The 16,780-nt window shown below is 69.8% G+C and carries 20 protein-coding genes; 11 read left to right on the top strand and 9 right to left on the bottom strand.

The window, feature by feature from the left end:
• Positions 1 to 8: 8 nt before the first annotated feature.
• A complete protein-coding gene (locus tag ACIBCK_RS33575; RefSeq protein WP_399396389.1) occupies positions 9 to 1,193 on the top strand; it encodes a zinc-dependent alcohol dehydrogenase in 1,185 nt (394 codons plus the stop codon).
• Between the two features lie 31 nt (positions 1,194 to 1,224).
• Here the strand turns inward: ACIBCK_RS33575 and ACIBCK_RS33570 are convergent, their stop codons facing one another.
• Positions 1,225 to 2,022: a VOC family protein gene (locus ACIBCK_RS33570; protein ID WP_399396387.1), complete on the bottom strand. Its 798-nt coding sequence runs from the start codon at positions 2,020 to 2,022 to the stop codon at positions 1,225 to 1,227.
• A gap of 246 nt (positions 2,023 to 2,268) precedes the next feature.
• On the opposite strand from ACIBCK_RS33570, the gene ACIBCK_RS33565 reads away from it, so the two are divergent.
• Together ACIBCK_RS33565 and ACIBCK_RS33560 are read left to right on the top strand one after the other, a co-directional pair.
• Positions 2,269 to 2,514 carry a DUF6479 family protein gene (locus ACIBCK_RS33565; RefSeq protein ID WP_399396385.1) on the top strand — a complete coding sequence of 82 codons (246 nt, stop codon included), beginning with the start codon at positions 2,269 to 2,271 and terminating at the stop codon, positions 2,512 to 2,514.
• Between the two features lie 59 nt (positions 2,515 to 2,573).
• Positions 2,574 to 3,593, top strand: a complete 1,020-nt coding sequence (locus tag ACIBCK_RS33560) for a Gfo/Idh/MocA family protein (RefSeq protein ID WP_399396384.1) — start codon at positions 2,574 to 2,576, stop codon at positions 3,591 to 3,593.
• A 70-nt stretch (positions 3,594 to 3,663) separates the two neighbouring features.
• Here the strand turns inward: ACIBCK_RS33560 and ACIBCK_RS33555 are convergent, their stop codons facing one another.
• Complete coding sequence (locus ACIBCK_RS33555) at positions 3,664 to 4,656, bottom strand: NADP-dependent oxidoreductase (protein WP_399396383.1); 993 nt, start codon at positions 4,654 to 4,656, stop codon at positions 3,664 to 3,666.
• 69 nt (positions 4,657 to 4,725) lie between these two features.
• Between ACIBCK_RS33555 and ACIBCK_RS33550 the strand changes: the two genes are divergently transcribed.
• From ACIBCK_RS33550 to ACIBCK_RS33540, 3 genes are all read left to right on the top strand, one after another.
• Positions 4,726 to 5,718 carry a GlxA family transcriptional regulator gene (locus ACIBCK_RS33550; RefSeq protein WP_399396381.1) on the top strand — a complete coding sequence of 331 codons (993 nt, stop codon included), beginning with the start codon at positions 4,726 to 4,728 and terminating at the stop codon, positions 5,716 to 5,718.
• A 54-nt stretch (positions 5,719 to 5,772) separates the two neighbouring features.
• Positions 5,773 to 5,985: a hypothetical protein gene (locus ACIBCK_RS33545; protein ID WP_367048065.1), complete on the top strand. Its 213-nt coding sequence runs from the start codon at positions 5,773 to 5,775 to the stop codon at positions 5,983 to 5,985.
• 141 nt (positions 5,986 to 6,126) lie between these two features.
• The gene (locus ACIBCK_RS33540; RefSeq protein ID WP_399396379.1) at positions 6,127 to 6,288 is read left to right on the top strand and encodes a hypothetical protein; all 162 of its coding nucleotides are present in this window, start codon (positions 6,127 to 6,129) and stop codon (positions 6,286 to 6,288) included.
• A 56-nt stretch (positions 6,289 to 6,344) separates the two neighbouring features.
• On the opposite strand, the gene ACIBCK_RS33535 is transcribed toward ACIBCK_RS33540, so the two are convergent.
• The 4 genes from ACIBCK_RS33535 to ACIBCK_RS33520 form a co-directional block, all read right to left on the bottom strand.
• Entirely contained in the window at positions 6,345 to 7,001 is a 657-nt protein-coding gene (locus ACIBCK_RS33535) for a disulfide bond formation protein B (RefSeq protein WP_399396377.1), read from the bottom strand.
• Entirely contained in the window at positions 7,001 to 7,165 is a 165-nt protein-coding gene (locus tag ACIBCK_RS33530; RefSeq protein ID WP_399396375.1) for a DUF5993 family protein, read from the bottom strand. Before ACIBCK_RS33530 ends, ACIBCK_RS33535 begins: the two co-directional genes overlap by 1 nt.
• A 98-nt stretch (positions 7,166 to 7,263) precedes the next feature.
• A complete protein-coding gene (locus ACIBCK_RS33525) occupies positions 7,264 to 7,716 on the bottom strand; it encodes a hemerythrin domain-containing protein (protein ID WP_399396373.1) in 453 nt (150 codons plus the stop codon).
• A 64-nt stretch (positions 7,717 to 7,780) separates the two neighbouring features.
• Entirely contained in the window at positions 7,781 to 8,392 is a 612-nt protein-coding gene (locus ACIBCK_RS33520; RefSeq protein WP_399396371.1) for a dihydrofolate reductase family protein, read from the bottom strand.
• A gap of 279 nt (positions 8,393 to 8,671) precedes the next feature.
• Between ACIBCK_RS33520 and ACIBCK_RS33515 the strand changes: the two genes are divergently transcribed.
• The 5 genes from ACIBCK_RS33515 to ACIBCK_RS33495 all read left to right on the top strand — a co-directional run bounded on the left by ACIBCK_RS33515 (position 8,672) and on the right by ACIBCK_RS33495 (position 12,748).
• Positions 8,672 to 9,823: a hypothetical protein gene (locus tag ACIBCK_RS33515; RefSeq protein WP_399396369.1), complete on the top strand. Its 1,152-nt coding sequence runs from the start codon at positions 8,672 to 8,674 to the stop codon at positions 9,821 to 9,823.
• Positions 9,824 to 9,846: 23 nt separating this feature from the next.
• On the top strand, positions 9,847 to 10,344 hold the full coding sequence (locus ACIBCK_RS33510; RefSeq protein ID WP_399396368.1) for a DinB family protein: 498 nt from the start codon (positions 9,847 to 9,849) through the stop codon (positions 10,342 to 10,344).
• A gap of 147 nt (positions 10,345 to 10,491) precedes the next feature.
• On the top strand, positions 10,492 to 11,631 hold the full coding sequence (locus ACIBCK_RS33505) for a winged helix DNA-binding domain-containing protein (protein WP_399396366.1): 1,140 nt from the start codon (positions 10,492 to 10,494) through the stop codon (positions 11,629 to 11,631).
• A gap of 31 nt (positions 11,632 to 11,662) precedes the next feature.
• On the top strand, positions 11,663 to 12,070 hold the full coding sequence (locus tag ACIBCK_RS33500; RefSeq protein ID WP_399396364.1) for a RidA family protein: 408 nt from the start codon (positions 11,663 to 11,665) through the stop codon (positions 12,068 to 12,070).
• Positions 12,071 to 12,298: 228 nt separating this feature from the next.
• The gene (locus ACIBCK_RS33495; protein WP_399396362.1) at positions 12,299 to 12,748 is read left to right on the top strand and encodes a hypothetical protein; all 450 of its coding nucleotides are present in this window, start codon (positions 12,299 to 12,301) and stop codon (positions 12,746 to 12,748) included.
• On the opposite strand, the gene glgB is transcribed toward ACIBCK_RS33495, so the two are convergent.
• The 3 genes from glgB to ACIBCK_RS33480 form a co-directional block, all read right to left on the bottom strand.
• Positions 12,735 to 15,005, bottom strand: coding sequence for a 1,4-alpha-glucan branching enzyme (gene glgB, locus ACIBCK_RS33490; protein ID WP_399396360.1), 2,271 nt, complete (start codon positions 15,003 to 15,005; stop codon positions 12,735 to 12,737). The two genes, ACIBCK_RS33495 and glgB, sit on opposite strands and share 14 nt — an antisense overlap.
• 46 nt (positions 15,006 to 15,051) lie before the next feature.
• The gene (locus tag ACIBCK_RS33485; protein WP_399396358.1) at positions 15,052 to 16,398 is read right to left on the bottom strand and encodes a maltokinase; all 1,347 of its coding nucleotides are present in this window, start codon (positions 16,396 to 16,398) and stop codon (positions 15,052 to 15,054) included.
• Between the two features lie 14 nt (positions 16,399 to 16,412).
• A partial coding sequence (locus ACIBCK_RS33480) for an alpha-glucosidase C-terminal domain-containing protein (RefSeq protein ID WP_399396357.1) occupies positions 16,413 to 16,780 on the bottom strand: 368 nt, incomplete at its 5' end.

The raw sequence follows: 16,780 nt of genomic DNA, 5'->3' as shown, positions 1-16,780 counted from the left end.
AGAGCCCGATGCGCGCACTCACCTGGCACGGCAAGCGAGATGTCCGTGTCGAGACAGTCCCCGATCCTGTGCTGCGGGACCCGACCGACGTCATCGTGCGGGTGACCTCGACCGGCGTCTGCGGTTCCGACCTGCATCTGTACGAGGTCCTTGGTCCCTATCTCGACCCCGGCGACATCCTGGGGCACGAGCCGATGGGCATCGTCGAGGAGGTCGGCCCCGGAGTCACCGAACTGTCGGCGGGCGACCGGGTGGTGGTGCCGTTCAACATCTCCTGCGGGAACTGCTTCATGTGTGACCGAGGCCTGCATTCGCAGTGCGAGACCACCCAGGTCAAGGAGCGCGGCACGGGCGCCTCCCTCTTCGGATACACCAAGCTCTACGGGCAGGTGCCCGGCGGGCAGGCGGAACTCCTGCGGGTGCCGTTCGGCAACACCCTGCCCATCAAGGTGCCGGAGGGCCCCGCGGACGACCGGTTCGTCTTCCTGTCGGACGTGCTGCCCACTGCCTGGCAGGCCGTGGAGTACGCCGACATTCCGCCGGGCGGCACGGTGACCGTCCTCGGACTCGGCCCGATCGGCGCCATGGCCGCGCGCATCGCGCTCCACCGGGGCGCGAGCCTCGTGGTGGGCGTGGACCTGGTGCCCGAGCGGCTGAGCCGCGCCTACGGCGACGGTGTGAAGGCTCTGGATCTGCGTCGCTACGGCAAGGACCTCGGCAACAAGATCCGGGACCTGACGGACGGGCGCGGCACGGACGCCGTCATCGACGCCGTCGGAATGGAGGCACACGGCGCGCCCCTGGCCAAGGCGGCCCACTGGGGCGTCGGCCTGCTGCCGAACGCCGTGGCCGAGAAGCTCATGGACCGCGCCGGCATCGACCGGCTCAGCGCCCTCTACGCGGCGATCGACATCGTCCGTCGCGGAGGCACCGTCTCCATCTCCGGTGTCTACGGCGGCTCGCTCGACCCCATGCCGCTCCTGACCATGTTCGACAAGCAGATCCAGCTCCGCATGGGACAGGCCAACGTCAGGCACTGGGTGGACGACATCCTCCCGCTCCTCACCGACGAGGACCCGCTCGGCGTCGACGACTTCGCCACCCACCACATGACCCTGGAAGACGCCCCCAAGGCGTACCAGATGTTCCAGGACAAGGAAGACGGCATGATCAAGGCGCTGCTCAGGCCTTGAGCCGGGTTGCTCAAGCCGTGAGCCGGGTTGTTCAGGCCTTGAGCTGGGTGACGACGAAGCGTGCTCCGTCGGGATCGCTCAGGAGCGCCTCCGTCGCGCCCTCCGCGCCGTGCAGGAGGGTGCCGCCGTAGGCTCGCGCGGCCTGGACGCAGGCGTCCACGTCCTCGACCGTGAAGTGGATCTGCCAGTGAGGGCGGACCTCCGGATCGGGCGCGGACTCCACCGCGCCCGAATGGATGCGGGCCACGACATCGCCCCCGCTGCGCAGGACGACCTTGTCGTCCTCGTAGTGGACCTCGCAGCAGCCGGAGGCGGTCGAAGCCCAGCCCAGGACCTCGGCGTAGAAGATGGCCGCGTCGAAGGCGTCCCGGGTGTAGAGCTCCACGAAGACCGGGGCGGCGCGGCGCCATTCCTCCCAGTCGGACACCAGCTCGCCCTCCCAGATGCCGAATACCGCTCCCTCGCGGTCGGCCAGCAGCGCCGCTCGCCCGGGAGGGAACGAGATGGGCCCCACGGCGGTCGTCCCGCCGCGTTCCTGACTGCGGGCCACGGTCTCGTTCGCGTCGGACGCGGCGAAGAAGGGAGTCCAGGCGACAGCCGTCCGCCCCACGGCATCCACGGCCGAGACCCCAGCCACCGGCACGCCGTTCACACTCGCGAATCTGTACTCATCACCCAGCTTGCCGATGCGCCAGTCCCACCCCAGGACGGCGTGGTAGAACTCCTCCGCAGCCCCTAGATCACGCGTGGTCAGACTGACCCAACAGGGTGCTCCGAACACCGAGCTGCTGGCTACGTTCTGGTTTGCAGGTGCCTTTTCGCTGTTCATCTTCGTACCGTTCTGAGGTCGATGGGCGCCCCACCCTCCGGGTTACCGGCGCCCGACCTCGCGAGGCCGGGAGACGACCCGCGTCAGCGGCCCGCGCCCGTGATCCCTTTCGGCTCCATCATCCCCATCACGGGGCCTCACGTCGCGCTGTACTCCGGCATCGGGCCGGGGGGCAAGACACACGGCTCCGTACGCCCCATCCCACTGGCGGGCGCTTTTTCTCCTCGGACGGGGTAGATCATCGGTATGCGTACTCACAGCTATACCGTTCTGGCCGTCGAGGGCGGCGGCTCGTTGATCTTCATCATCGTCGGCCTCTTCGTGGTCATCGGGCTGCTCGCCATGTTCGTCAGCGGCCGGCGCCGCGCGGCCCGTCGCACCGAGCCCACCACACCCCCGCACGACGCCAACCCGCCCAGCGGCGAAGCCCAGCGCGGCACCACCTGGCAGACCCCCGACGACGACCCCGACCAGGGACACCCTCACCCCTGAGCGGATGATGGCCCGAAGCCCTTCACCAGAAGGCGACCAGGAGGGGAGACACCATCGTCATGCCATCTCAGCAAGGACTCGGTGTGGCCGTCATCGGCACCGGAAAGATGGGCGCGGACCATGTGCGCCGGCTCCACGAGGTCATCAGTGGGGCGCGGGTGGTGGCCGTGGCCGACATCGAGGCGGAGCGGGCGAAGACCCTGGCCGCCACGATCGACGGGTGCACGGCCTACACCGATCCGGTGGCCGCCATGGCGGCGGGAGAGGTGGACGCCGTACTCATCGCCTCTCCCGGCGACGCCCACGAGGCGGCCCTGATCGAAGCCATCGGCCGCGATCTTCCGGTGCTGTGCGAGAAGCCGATGACGCCGGACACGGCCTCTTCCCTGCGCGTCCTCGATGCGGAGCAGCGGCTCGGTCATCGGCGCGTCCAGGTGGGCTTCATGCGGCGCTACGACGCCGAGTACGTCAAGCTCAAAGGGCTGCTCCACAGCGGGGAGTTGGGCGCGGCCCTGATGCTGCACCAACGCCACCGCAATCTGGCGATGCCGCCGGGGTTCACCGACGAGATGCTCATCACCAGCTCGGTCTCCCATGAGGTGGACGCGACCCGCTGGCTGCTCGACCAGGAGATCGCGGCGGTCACCGTGCTCAAGCCAACGGCTTCCTCGCTGGCACCGGCAGGCATGAACGACCCTCAGTTCGTCCTGCTGGAGACCTCGTCGGGCGCGCTCGCCGACGTCGAGATCTTCGGCCACTGCGGTTACGGCTACCAGGTCCAGGCGGAGGCTGTCTGCGAGCGGGGCGTCGTGCGCATCGGGGACGAGCAGGGCCCCCGGGTGAGCACCGAGGGCCGCTGGGGAGGGCGCGTACCCCCCGACTACGTCGAGCGTTTCGAGGACGCCTACGACCGCGAGGTACAGGCCTGGGTGGACGCGACCCGCAGGGGTGAGGTCACAGGGCCGAGCGCCTGGGACGGCTATGCGGCCGCGGCCGTGTGCGAGGCGGGCCTGGCATCCCAGCGCGATGGCGGGCGCGTCGAGGTCGAGCTGGTCGAGCGACCGGAGTTCTACGGGTAGTGCGGCAAGGGCGGGCGGCGCCGAATCCGGTGCCGCCCGCCCTGTCGCGTAGTGCCGTGGCGCCCGGCGCCTACGGGCGGACCGTGAGCACCAGCTTCCCCGTGACGCGGCCCGTCTCGCCCTCGGCGTGCGCCTTGGCGGCATCGGCGAGGGCGTAGGTCTCCGAGACATGCACCCGCAGCTGCCCGGCCTCGACGAGTGCCGCGATCGCCGTCATGCCCGCCTGGTCGTGCTCCACCAGCATGTCCGTGGCCCGCACGCCCAACTCGGCTGCCCGCTCGGCCACTTCGCCGAAGTTGCCCGGCAGGATCGACACCAGGATGCCGCCCGGCCGCAGCACCTCCAGGGAGCGCAGCCGGTCGTCGCCGCCCAGCGGGTCGAGCACGACGTCGACGTCGTGGGCCTCCTTCACGAAGTCGGCGGTGCGGTAGTCGATGACCTCGTCCGCGCCCAGGCCGCGCACGAAGTCGTGCTTGGCCGCGGAGGCCGTACCGATGACGTACGCGCCGCGGGCCTTGGCGATCTGCACCGCCGCATGGCCCACACCACCGGCCGCCGCGTGCACCAACACCCGCTGACCCGGCTCCACTTGGGCGTTGTCGACCAGGGCCTGCCAGGCGGTCAGCGCGACCAGCGGCAGGGCGCCCGCCTCGACGTGGCTCAGCCCCGCGGGCCTGGGCACGAAGGCGCGCGTGGGTCCGGTCACGTACTCGGCGTGCGAACCGGCGCCGTACGGGTACGGCAGCATCCCGAACACCTCGTCGCCCGGCTTGAACAGCGAGACGCCGATGCCGACCGCCTCGACGACGCCCGACACGTCCCAGCCGAGCGTGAACGGCGGCTCACCCAGGAAGGCGCCGAACCGGCGGTGCTTCCAGTCGGTGGGGTTCACGCCGGCGGCGTGCACGGCGACGAGGATCTGTCCGACGCCGGGCTCGGGGCGTGCGACCTCGATCTCCTTCAGTACGCCGGGGTCGCCGAGGACGTCCTGGCTGGTGGCCTTCATGGCCGGCTGGGTCGAGCGAGTCGGCTCGGTGGGCTGAGACGCGGTGTTGTTGGTCATGGATCCAGCGTGCGGCACGGGCCTGACCTGGGCAATGGCACGATTGCCATTAAGCGATAGGATCGTGCCATGGCTTCAGTGTCGATGGAACTCCTCGCCCGTCGCCCGCACCGGGTGGTCGTCCTCGCGCTCGACGGCGTCTACCCCTTCGAGCTGGGCATCCCCAACAGGGTCTTCTCGCTGGTCCCCGGGGCCTACGAGGTGGTGACCTGCGCGGCGACAGCGGACCGCACGGTGGCCACCAACGCCGATTTCACCGTCAACGTCGGGCACGGCCCCGAGGCGCTGGAGAGCGCGGACACGGTGGTCCTGCCGCCGTACGACCTGCGGTACCTGACCGCCGAGCTGTCGGATCCGGTGCGCGAGGCCCTCGCCCGGATCAGGCCCGGCACGCGGTTCGTGTCCATCTGCACGGGGGCCTTCACGCTCGCCGCGGCCGGCCTGCTCGACGGGCGGCCCGCGACGACGCACTGGGCGCTCGCCGATCACTTCCGGAAGTTGTTTCCCCAAGTCGACCTGGATCCCGACGTGTTGTTCGTGGACGACGGTGATGTGCTCACCTCGGCGGGGGCCGCGTCCGGAGTCGACGTATGCCTGCACGTGGTGCGTTCCGACCACGGCAGCGCCGTCGCCAACCGCGTCGCCCGGCACTGTGTCGTGCCCCCGTGGCGAGAGGGCGGCCAGGCTCAGTACATCGAGCAGCCGATCCCGGACGAGGGCGCCGCGGGGACCGCGGCCACCCGCGCCTGGGCCCTGGAGCACCTCCACCGGCCGCTCGCCCTGCGGGAGTTGGCCGCGCACGCGCGGATGAGCCCGCGCACCTTCGCCCGCCGCTTCCAGGAGGAGACGGGCACGAGCCCCGGCCGTTGGCTGATCCAGCAGCGCGTGCACCGGGCCCGGCATCTGCTGGAGTCCAGCGACCTGTCGGTGGACCGGGTCGCCGCGGAGGTCGGTTTCGCCACCGGCACGTCACTGCGACAGCACTTGCACGCGGCCATCGGGGTCTCGCCGCAGATGTACCGGAAGACCTTCCAGGCGGGGATGGCGGCCGGCGGGGCATAGACGGTTTCTACCGCTCGGAGTGCTGACATGGGCGCCGCGGAGCACCCTGGAGACATGCAGACCGCGCCAATCATCGTCCACGCGCTCTCCCCGACGGGCGGGCGCAGAGTGACGGCGCGCGGAAAGATCCTCGGCCTCGCGCACTCCGATGCGGATGTCATCGAGTTCCTGCGCCGGGCCGGCCTGCCGGACGCGGAAGTGCTGCTCGACGATCCGGCGTGGGTGAAGTGGCGTGGCGGTCGGGCTCACCACTATGAAGCGGCCTAGCCCCATGGGGCGCTGACCAGGTCTTATGGCATGGTCAAGCGCCGCCCGAGCGGTACATGTAGCGGCCAGCTTTCGGGGGTGGCGTTGCACTGGATTGGTCACCGCACGCGAAGATGCGTGCACCGAAAGTAAGGAACGACCATGGGTAACCGTCAGTCTCCCCGGGACAAGCGTCGCGCCCGCGATCAGGAGCGTGGCAAGCAGCAGCCGCGTAGGCAGGACCAGCAGAGCGACGCGCAGGGGGCCGAGGAGAACCGGCGCCCCGAGCGCGACGGCAAGCCGGGCAGCGACGTGGACTTCTAGGCTGTCGAGCCCGACCGAGGCGTCTCACCGGCCCACTGAGGGGGCGGTGGGGCGCCTCAGTCCATGATCCCGACGTCGTAGAAGAAGCGGTAGCGGTCCGGGTCGTCCGGGAGGAACCAGTGGAAGCCCTCCAGGAGGAAGACAGCGACCAGGTTCACCGCGATCACCAGGGCGAGGAAGCCGAGCACGATGCGGCCGGCCATGCCGTACGCACCCTGCCCTCCCCGCGTTCCCCGCATGGGCACCGTGGTGTCGGCCGTGGAGTGGGCGAACGCCATCACGATGCCGATCGCCACCACTGAGGCCATGAAGAGGATCCAGGCCCAGACGTACATGTGCAGACCGAGCACGGGGGCGCCGTAGCCCTTGTCGCCCGGCAGGATGTGCAGCATCGTCTGCCGCCAGGAGGCGAAGGCGCCGCACATCACGGCGACCAGAGCGAGCCCCCAGCCCATCATGTAGTCGCGGCCCGTGACCGTGCCGGTCATGCCCCGGCGCACGATGTACGCCGCCCCCAGCGCGGCGAGCAGCATGAACATGCGCTGCACCATGCACAGCGGGCAGGGGTAGTCCCAGGAGATGAACTGCACGCCGAGTCCGCCGCAGACCACGCCTGTCCAGCCGACGGCGAAGAAGCAGGCGAACCAGTACTGGACCTTGCCGAGCACGCTGAAGCGCTCGGTCCCCGGCAGGGGGCCCGTCAGAGTGCTCATCAGTAGTTCAACCCCAACTTGAGGCCGCTGGTGATGTGATGAGCGAGCAGGAGGATCGTCAGCACGAGCATGATCCACCAGCCGCCGAGCAGCACGGCACGTGACCGCTGCCGGTGAAGGGCGTACAGGGTGGCCAGGAGGCCGCCGAAGATGAGGGTGTCCATGGCCGCGGAAGGTAGCCGGGACGGCGGCGTCACCGCCGCAGGACGGTCGGGACGCGCCACCGGTTCCACGGGAAGGGACCAACCAGGGCCCCTGACACTCACATGGGGTGTGCCGCTCGCCAGGCCGCCATGGAGAGATTCCACTCCTCGCCGTCGAGCGCGGTGAGCGAGGCCGGAAACAGGCCGTCCTCCTCCTTGGCGATATGCCGGTGCAGCTCGTCGACGGCTTCGGTGAGGGTACGTACGTCGTCGGCGTCCGCGAGATCGAGAGCGGGCAACAGACGCGCGAGCTCACGGTGTTCGCGCTCCAGGCTCGCGATGTAGTCCGCGTACTCGGGGTCCTTGCGCATCACCTTGAACAGGCCGTTCTCCTCACCTCGCCAGTGCGCGTCCAGCTCGCGGGCCATGACGTCCACGAGCGCCTGCGCACGGGCGATGTCCCCCCGCTCCAGGGCACGGACCGCGTCCCCCGCCGCATCGGTGACGCGCTCGTGTTCGGCGATGAACTCCTTGATCAGAGGAATCTCCCGGCAACCGCAGTAGTGACACATGAAGGCGTTTCTAGGCGAAACACGGCTCCGGATGCCGAACCGCCACGCGTCGCGTGAGCGGCTGTCACGCGTCGGCTCCGTACGTGCCGTATTCCGGGTGGCCCGTCGATTCGTAGACGTGGACCGCCAGCCCGCCCGGCGTCGTCTCGTTGCTCAGAAGGCGTAGGCCGGTGGGTGCGCCGCCGTCCGGGAGCAGGCGACGGCCCGTGCCGACGATCACGGGGGCGATCGCCAGGCGCAGCTCGTCCACCAGGCCGACCGCCAGCAGGGACTGGCCGAGTCGTCCGCTGCCGTGGATCTGCAGTTCGCGGCCCGGTTGCCGCTTCAGCTCGGCGACCTGGGCGGGGATGTCGCCGGACAGGATCGTGGTCGGGTCCCACTCGGCCGAGGTCAGGCTGTGTGAGGCGACGTACTTCGGCAGGCCGTTCAAGATGGCGGCCGCGGGGTGCTCGGTCATCTTCGGCCAGTCCCGCGCGAAGTTCAGATACGTACGACGGCCGAACAGGAAGGCGTCGGCCTGGCCGAGCCAGGTGCCGACAAGCCGTTCGAACTCCGCGTCCAGGTGCGGCACGAACCAGCCGCCCCGGGTGAACCCGTCACTGGTGTCCTCGTCCGGCGCACCCGGGCCCTGGTAGACGCCGTCGAGGGACAGGAATTCCTGCAGTACCAACCTCATCGCGCATCACTCTCCTGAATGGGGGACATGGCCGGTGACCGTCCCTCTCACTCTTCAGACATCGTCCGGCACGCATACTCATCGGTCCTGCCGCTGCCGCATCGTTTTCCCGGCCGGGACGCGGCCGTCCCCGTTTGACCTGCGATGGCCGCATCGGAGCGGCTTGACGCCTTACGTACGGTCCGTCCCGCGTGGGGGAGCGGCGGTGCGGGGTACCGCTCTCTTCCTCAGGTCCAGGAGCCATACTGGTCGGGCCCCGACCACTCACAGAACGACTCCATGGCCAAGAAAAGCACCTCCTCGACCACCGTCCCCGACACCGCGTGGCTGGGGCGCGGGCGCCACATCGGGCCCGAGCCCGAGCAGGACGTCCGGCGCAACCTGATCGCCCTCAAGGCGGCCGGGGTGCTCGACGACTTCCTGGACCTCGATCCTGTCGAGGCGGCCCGCTCCACCGTCCTGCATCCGCGGGACGAGTCCGCCGACCCCGGCCCGTTCGCCCGCCGCCTCTTCGAGGCCCGCTGGCGCGTGGCCGACGAGGTCACGGTCCGCGCGCAGCTGACGCTGTACGACCCCGAGAGCCGCCGCAAGGAGAGTGAGGGCGTCACCTGGGTCCTCGCCGCCGAGGCGGAGCGGTCCTGGGAAGCGCACTGGCCATCGCCCGCCTTGATGTTCTGGCCCGACTCCGACCGGGTCGCCTGGGACCACGACACGGTGCCGGGCGTGCGCCTGCGGACGACGAACCACTTGCCGAAGGACGACGACGAGCTGCGCCACCGGCTGCGGGACTGCACCCGCCAGAGCTGGTACATCCATCTCGTGGTGCACGAGGCGATGACGCCGGACGCGGTCGGCCAGCGGCCGCTCTCCACGTTCCTGCCCCCGAGCCTGCGGCACAGGGTGGTCGAGCACCGGGGCACGCCGGAGCAGGCACAGATCGCCGACTTCGCGATGAAGCGTGAGCTGAGCGTACGGATGCCGCGCGGCGGCGCCGTGGTCCTGCCCACGACGCCGCGGACGGAAGGGTACGACGCGGAGCGTTTCTCGGTGCGCACCGTCTTCCTTGACGGCTCGGAACCGACCGAACTCCTCGACAGGATCAAGGAGTTCGCCGCCCTGCCGCGCCCGTTGCCCGCCGAGGCCGAGCAGGCCCTGACCCGGCTGCGCCAGGGCTGGCACCTGCTCACCCCGGACGAGGAGCTGACCCACGCCCAGGGCATGGTCACCAAGTACGCCGAGGCCCTGGAAGCCATGACGAACTCCCGCGACCTGTACCAGCAGGCGGCCGAGGCGGCGCAGGCCGCGCTCGCCGAGGTGACCGGCGGCGACGGAGTGCCCCGGCCGTCGACGCCCGGACACGTCAAGGCGGAGGGCTCGCCGCTGAGCGCCCTGACGAAGGCGTTCGGCCGTTTCCGGGACCCGAACAAGTAAGCGGGCCCGTTAGGGTGCCGTGCATGGTGACGAACGTGCCGTTCATCGGCGCCGAGAAGGAGAGCCTGTACGCCAGCCTCGACCGGCACCGTGACGCGGTGCTGTGGAAACTCGACGGCCTCGACGACGAGCAGCTGCGCCGGCCGATGACGCCGTCGGGGACGACTCTGCTCGGCCTGGTCAAGCATCTCGCTGTCGTCGAGTACGGATGGTTCTGCGAGACCTTCGGGCGCGCGATGGAGCCCTTCCCGTTCGATCCGGAGGACGACGGCGCGGACCTGCGGGTGGAGTCGCACGAGAGCACCGCCGACGTCGTGGATTACTACGGGCGGGCGCGGGCCGCCGCCGACGAGGTGATCGGCGAGGTCGGGATCGAGGAGCTCGGCACGGCGCGGTTCGGCGCGAGCATGTCGCTGCGGTGGGTGCTCATCCACATGATCGAGGAGACCGCACGGCACGCGGGCCACATGGACATCCTGCGGGAACTCATCGACGGCGCGACCGGCGATCACGCTATGTGACGAGGCCGCCCCGCGGCCCGCGACCCGGGTCAGCTCCCGCTGATGCATGCGAGCGCCGAGACCGCCCAGCACGCCGGCCACGGGGACATCCCTCGCGGGTCCACCATGAAACTGCCAAGGGTCCGAGCACGCCGCAGGAGGCCGCCCATGACCGTTCTCGACAGCCGGGCGCTCAACCGCGCGACGCTCGCCCGGCAGCTGCTCCTCGAGCGTGCCGACGTACCGGCACTCGACGCCGTCGCGCATCTCGGCGGTCTGCAGGCGCAGGAACCGCAGGAGCCGTTCTTCGGCCTCTGGTCGCGGCTGCGGGCGTTCGACCCGACGGAGCTCTCGGACCACCTCGTACGGCGACGCGTGGTGCGCACCCACCTCATGCGCCGCACCATGCACCTCGTCACCGCCGACGACGCCCTGGCCTGGCGCGCCCGACACGACACGATGCTGCGTCAACGCGTACTCGGGGTCTACCGCAGCGAACTCGACGGGACGGACCTCGACGAGCTCGCGGCGGCGGGCCGCGAGGTCATGGCCGACGGTGAGCCACGCTCGATGACCCAGCTCGCTCGTGCGCTCGCCGAACGCTGGCCGCAGCCAGGGCCGCGGGCCCTGGGGGAGATGCTCTTGGCCGTCGTTCCCGTGGTGCAGCTGCCGCCGCGCGGACTGTGGCGGACGAAGGCGGGAGTTCGCTACCTCCCGCTGGCGTCCTGGCTGGAGCGCGAGGTCGTTCCTCCCTCATCGGACGGCTCCGACCCCGTGGGACAGGCGCTGCTGCGGCGCTACCTCGCCGCCTTCGGCCCCGCCGCGTCGGCCGACCTGCGCGCCTGGTGCGGACTCGCCGGGCTGCCGGCCGCCGTCGCCGCACTGCGCGATGAGCTGGTCACCTTCCGGGACGAGCGGGGCCGGGAACTCCTCGACCTCCCCGACTCACCACGCCCTGACCCCGACACGCCTGCTCCGGTGCGGTTCCTGCCGGCGTTCGACAACGCCATCCTCGGCTACCACGACCGCAGCCGGATCATCGACGACGCCCACCGAGGCTTGTCGGTCGCCGGAGCACGTGTCGTCCTGGTCGACGGAAGGGTCGCCGCCACGTGGACCGTGGAGGCAGAAACCGTGACGGTCACCCCACTGGCCCGCTTCACCCGCGCGGACCACACCGCGGTCACCGAAGAGGCCCAGGCCCTGGCAACGTTCCTTTCCGCCGACGCCGCCAACTCCGCCGACGCCGCCGACTCCGAGCACACCTTCCACCGGGTGCGGATCTCGACCTCCGGCCCGGGGCAGTGAAGTAACTGATGGAGACGAAGGGACGGGCAACATGGCCATCACTCTGGTGAATCCCGATGGGCTGCCGAAGATCGATGCCTACCGGCAGGTGTCGGTCGCGACGGGGTCGAAGTTGGTGTTTCTCGCCGGGCAGGTCGCCTGGGACAAGGAGGGGGTCACGGTGGGGGAAGGTGACCTCGCCGCTCAGGTCGAGCAGTGCTACCTCAATGTCGCCACCGCCCTCGCGGGAGTCGGTGCTTCCTTCGACGACGTGGCGAAGCTGACCGTGTACGTCGTCGACTGGACTCCCGACAAGATGCCTCTCTTCGGAGAGGGAGTCGCAAGGGCGGCCGAGAAGTTGGGGATCACGCCGGTGCCGCCCGGCACACTGGTGGGCGTCGCGGCGCTGGACATCCCCGAACATCTCGTAGAGGTCGAAGCAACCGCCGTCATTGACTGAGCGGTAGAGCCTTTCGCGCCGGGGTTATCGTGCGCTGACCCAAGACGGCGGAGGAGAAGAGCTGTTGACCACTTTCCGGCAGCACATGGGGGAGATGGCCGCGCGCGCCCTGACGGGATTTCCCGAAGAGTCGACCTCCGATATCTACGCGGTCACCTTTCGGATCGACAGCGTCGACCAGGACCCGAGGTTCCCGTACCTGGCGATCGGCTACAACACCGAGACGAGGTGGCCGAGCTGCTTGCCGGGGACGGCGCGTCGGAGCCGTGGGATGCCCGCTGGAACTACGCCTACTTCCCGCCGTCAGCCCTGGAGGGCGTCCGCGTCATCGGCCACGACCCGGATCACGATCCGGTCGGTGCCGAACTCCAACGAAGTGAAGCGGCGGCCCAAGGCCTTTGGTACGAAAACGAGGACGAGGGCGAGGATGAGGACGAGGAGCGTGGTGACGCGCTCATGGAAGAGTTCCACGCAGTCTGCGTGGACGTGGCGCGTCGACTCCACACGGATGGGCACCTCGTCGGCGCGCTCGGACGGCCCCTGCCGGTCATCCTCTACGACATGTCCGACCCGGACGAGATGTTCGCCCTGACCCGCGCCGCCAACCCGCCGGAACTGGTCGCGGAGTTCCTGAGCGAGGACCCGCAGGGGGAGAGCGGCTCCCTCACGCGGACTTGATCGGCCTCAGCCAGAGAGCCGCCAGCGGGGGAAGCGTCAACGCGATGGATGTCGCGAAACCGTGGTGGGGCTGGGGGTCCGGACTGCACGGGCCTTCGTTTTCGACGCCGCTGCCGCCGTAGCGCGACGCGTCGGTGTTGAGGATCTCCTCCCAGGCATCGCCCGCCTCGGGAGGCACGCCGAGCCGGTAGTCGTGGCGTACCACCGGCGAGAAGTTGAAGACGGCCAGGAGCGGGCTGCCGTCGAAGGCGTGGCGGAGGAAGGCGAAGACGTTGTCCTCGGCGGAGTCGGCGGTGATCCAGGTGAAGCCGGACGGGGAGGTGTCCCGCTCCCACAGGGACGGCGTCGCGACGTAACGGTGGTTCAGATCGGCCACGAGACGCTGGACCGCGCGGTGTTCCAGGTGCGCCGGATGATCCTCATCGAGCACCCACCATTGGGGCCCCTCGGCCTCCGACCACTCGGCGCCCTGCGCGAACTCCTGCCCCATGAAGAGGAGTTGCTTGCCGGGGTGGGACCACATGTAGGCGAGGTAGGCGCGGTGGTTGGCGCGCTGCTGCCACCAGTCTCCCGGCATCTTCGACACCAACGCCTGCTTTCCGTGCACGACCTCGTCGTGCGAGAGAGGCAGGACGTAGTTCTCGCTGTAGGCGTACACCATCGAGAACGTCATCTCGTCATGGTGGTACTTGCGGTGCACGGGCTCGTGGGAGATGTACGCCAGGGAGTCGTGCGACCAGCCCATGTTCCACTTCAGCCCGAACCCAAGGCCGCCGAACCCGCCCGCCCCGGGCCGGTCCGTGGGCCGGGTGACCCCGCCCCATGCGGTGGACTCCTCGGCGATGGTGACGACGCCGGGGCAGCGGCGGTAGACCGTCGCGTTCATCTCCTGGAGGAAGGCCACCGCGTCCAGGTTCTCCCGTCCCCCGTGGGCGTTGGGTGACCAGCCCCCCTCCTCGCGGGAGTAGTCGAGATAGAGCATGGAGGCGACGGCGTCGACCCGGAGTCCGTCGATGTGGAACTCCTCGCACCAGTAAGTGGCGTTGGCAACGAGGAAGTTGCGGACCTCCTTGCGGCCGTAGTCGAAGACGAGGGTGCCCCAATCGGGGTGCTCGGCTTGCCGCGGGTCCTGCGGCTCGTACAAATGGCGGCCGTCGAACGAGGCCAGCGCCCAGTCGTCGCGAGGGAAATGGCCAGGGACCCAGTCCAGGAGGACACCGATCCCGGCCTGGTGCAGTGTGTCGATCAGGTACTTGAAGTCGTCGGGAGATCCGAAGCGTGCCGTGGGGGCGTAGAAGCCGGTGACCTGGTAGCCCCAGGAGCCGCCGAAGGGGTGCTCGGCGACCGGCATCAGCTCGACGTGGGTGAATCCCAACTCCCCTACGTAGGAGACGAGTTCATCGGCCAGTTCACGGTAGGTGGCTCCCTGTTTCCACGAGCCGAGGTGGACCTCGTACACGGACATCGGTGCCTCGTGGGCCGGACGGTCACCCCGGCGCTCCATCCACTGGGCATCGCCCCACTGATGGTGGCTGCTCGTCACGACGGAGGCCGTCGCGGGCGGAGTCTGCGTGCGGCGCGCCATCGGGTCCGCGCGCTGCGTACGCGAACCGTCCTCCCGGGTGATCTCGAATTTGTACATCGCCCCTTCGCCCAGGCCGGGTACGAAGAGCTCCCACACACCCGACGACCCGAGGGACCGCATGGGCAGCGCGGTTCCGTCCCAGTGACAGAAGTCGCCGCAGATCCGCACGCCCAGCGCATTCGGGGCCCACACGGCGAACCGTGTGCCCTGGACCCCTTGGTGCTCTCCCACGTGCGCGCCGAGCGCCGTCCAGAGTTCCTCGTGACGCCCTTCGGAGATGAGATGCAGATCCAGCTCGCCCAGGGTGGGAAGGAACCCGTAGGGATCCTCCACCTCCAGGACGGCCTCGGGGTACCGCACGCGCAGCCTGTAGGGCGCGGGTCCCTGGACGACCGGGATACCGCCCGAGAACAGGCCGTCGCCCTCGTCGTGCAGCTCCCACACGAGGCCGTCCATGACGGCGGACACCGCCATCGCGCCGGGCCGCAGGCACCGCAGATGCACCCCGTGGGGCACGGGATGCGCACCGAGCACGGCGTGCGGGTCGTGATGCGCGCCGCGCAGCAGCCGGTCCCGGTCGCCGGCGGCCAGTGGAGGCACCGCGCACGCGCCGCGGACGGCCGCGGTCGCTGGGTCGGCTGTTGCGGCGGGGGACACGTCGGTGACGGCCATGTGTGCTGCTCCTCGAACCGTGGGCGGGCGATCAGATGGCGGGCGATCAGTGGTGGCGGGCGAGACGTGCGACGGCCCGCAGGGGGACGGTGATCCAGTCGGGGCGGTGCGTCGCTTCGTAGAGGACCTCGTAGACGGCCCGGTCGGCTTCGTGTGCGTGCAGAAGTACCGGTACGTCCTGGGGATCGAAGAGGCCCGTGTCGCCGTATCCGTCACAGAAGGCCTTGCGGCAGCGTGACGCCCACTCCGGCCGCGCCCCCTTCTCGACGTGGGCGGCGTAGTCGAAGGAGCGCAGCATGCCGGCGATGTCGTGGATCGGGGAGCGATCGGCGCGCCGTTCCGCCAGGGGTTTGGCGGGCTCGCCCTCGAAGTCGACCACGTGCCACCGGTCGTCGGCGTGCAGCACCTGGCCCAGATGGAGGTCGCCGTGGATGCGCTGCAGGTGCAGACCGCCGTCCGCGGTGGCGAGCTTGATGAAGACCTCGCGCACGCCCGCCACGTGCGAGCGCAGTGCGGGCACGGTGGCCGCGGCGTGCAGCAACCGATGTGTCATCTGGTCGGCCAGGCGCGTGTGGTGCTCCGCGGTCGGCTCGCCCACGGGGAACGACTCGGCGAGCGCCACGTGCAACTCGCCCGTCAACCGGCCCAGTTCCCTCGCCTGCTCGGAGAAGTCACCCTGGCCGACCGCCGATTCCAGGGCCAGCGTCCAGCCGTCCGTCGCTCCGCGGAGGAAGCGCTGCACGACGCCGAGCGTGCCCCAGAACGGCTGGGAGGTGTGGAACCACGCGACGGGCGGCGGCACGCGGGTGTACCCGTGCCGGGCCAGGACCCCGGGAATCTCCAGGTCGGGGTTGATGCCGGGCTGGACCCGGCGGAACAGCTTCAGGATGATCTCGTCGCCGTACACGATGGACGTGTTCGACTGCTCTGCCTCCAGGACGTGGGGCATGAGACCCGCGGGTACCGAGGAGCGGGGGAACGACTCGAAGCGGAGTGCTCCCATGACGCCGCCGCGCCTTATCCGGTCGAGGAGCAGGATCGTGGCCCGAGGGTCGTACAGCGCGTCGTAGACCTGGAGGTCCTGGCCGCGCGGCCCCTCCATCCGGCCAAGCAGGCAGCCGTTCAGGCGGGGTGGCAGATCGGTGACGGCGCCCAGCAGCAGCTGGTAACAGGCGGAGTCCTGCGGGAGGCCGTCCTGTTCGACCCGCACCAGCAGATGAAAGATGTCGGGGGCCAGCTCCGTCGCGGCGGTCACGCAGACGCCGGTGACGGCACGCTCCCGGTGAGCGAACCACCTTTGCCGTGGCAGCCAGCGGCTCAGCAAAGCCGTCAGCGTCGGCCCGGCGATGGGGTGAGGCTCGGTGTCGTACGACAGCAGCAGAGGCGAAGACATGACGTCACGTCCGATCACTTTGTGGAACGCACGGTCCGAGGCGCTCTTTCGCAGAGTCGGAACCAGTAGGAGCCGTGGCCGGCGAGGGTGAGGAGATAGGGAAGTTCGCCGATGGCGGGGAAGCGCACGCCGCCGATGAGCTCGACGGGGTTGCGGCCGTCGTAGGCCCGGAGGTCGAGCTCGGTGGGCTGTGCGAAGCGGGAGAAGTTGTGCACGCACAGGACCAGGTCGTCGTTGTATTCGCGCAGGAAGGCGAGGACGGCGGCGTTGGAGGAGGAGAGCTCGAGGTACGAGCCGAGTCCGAAGGCGGGGTTCTGTTTGCGGATCTCGATCATCCTGCGGGTCCAGTGCAGGAGTGAGGAGGGTGATGACATGGAGGCTT

This window comes from Streptomyces sp. NPDC051218 (genome assembly GCF_044455475.1).
In the GTDB taxonomy this organism is placed as follows: Bacteria; Actinomycetota; Actinomycetes; order Streptomycetales; family Streptomycetaceae; genus Streptomyces.
This window is presented reverse-complemented; position numbering and strand designations above follow the sequence as displayed.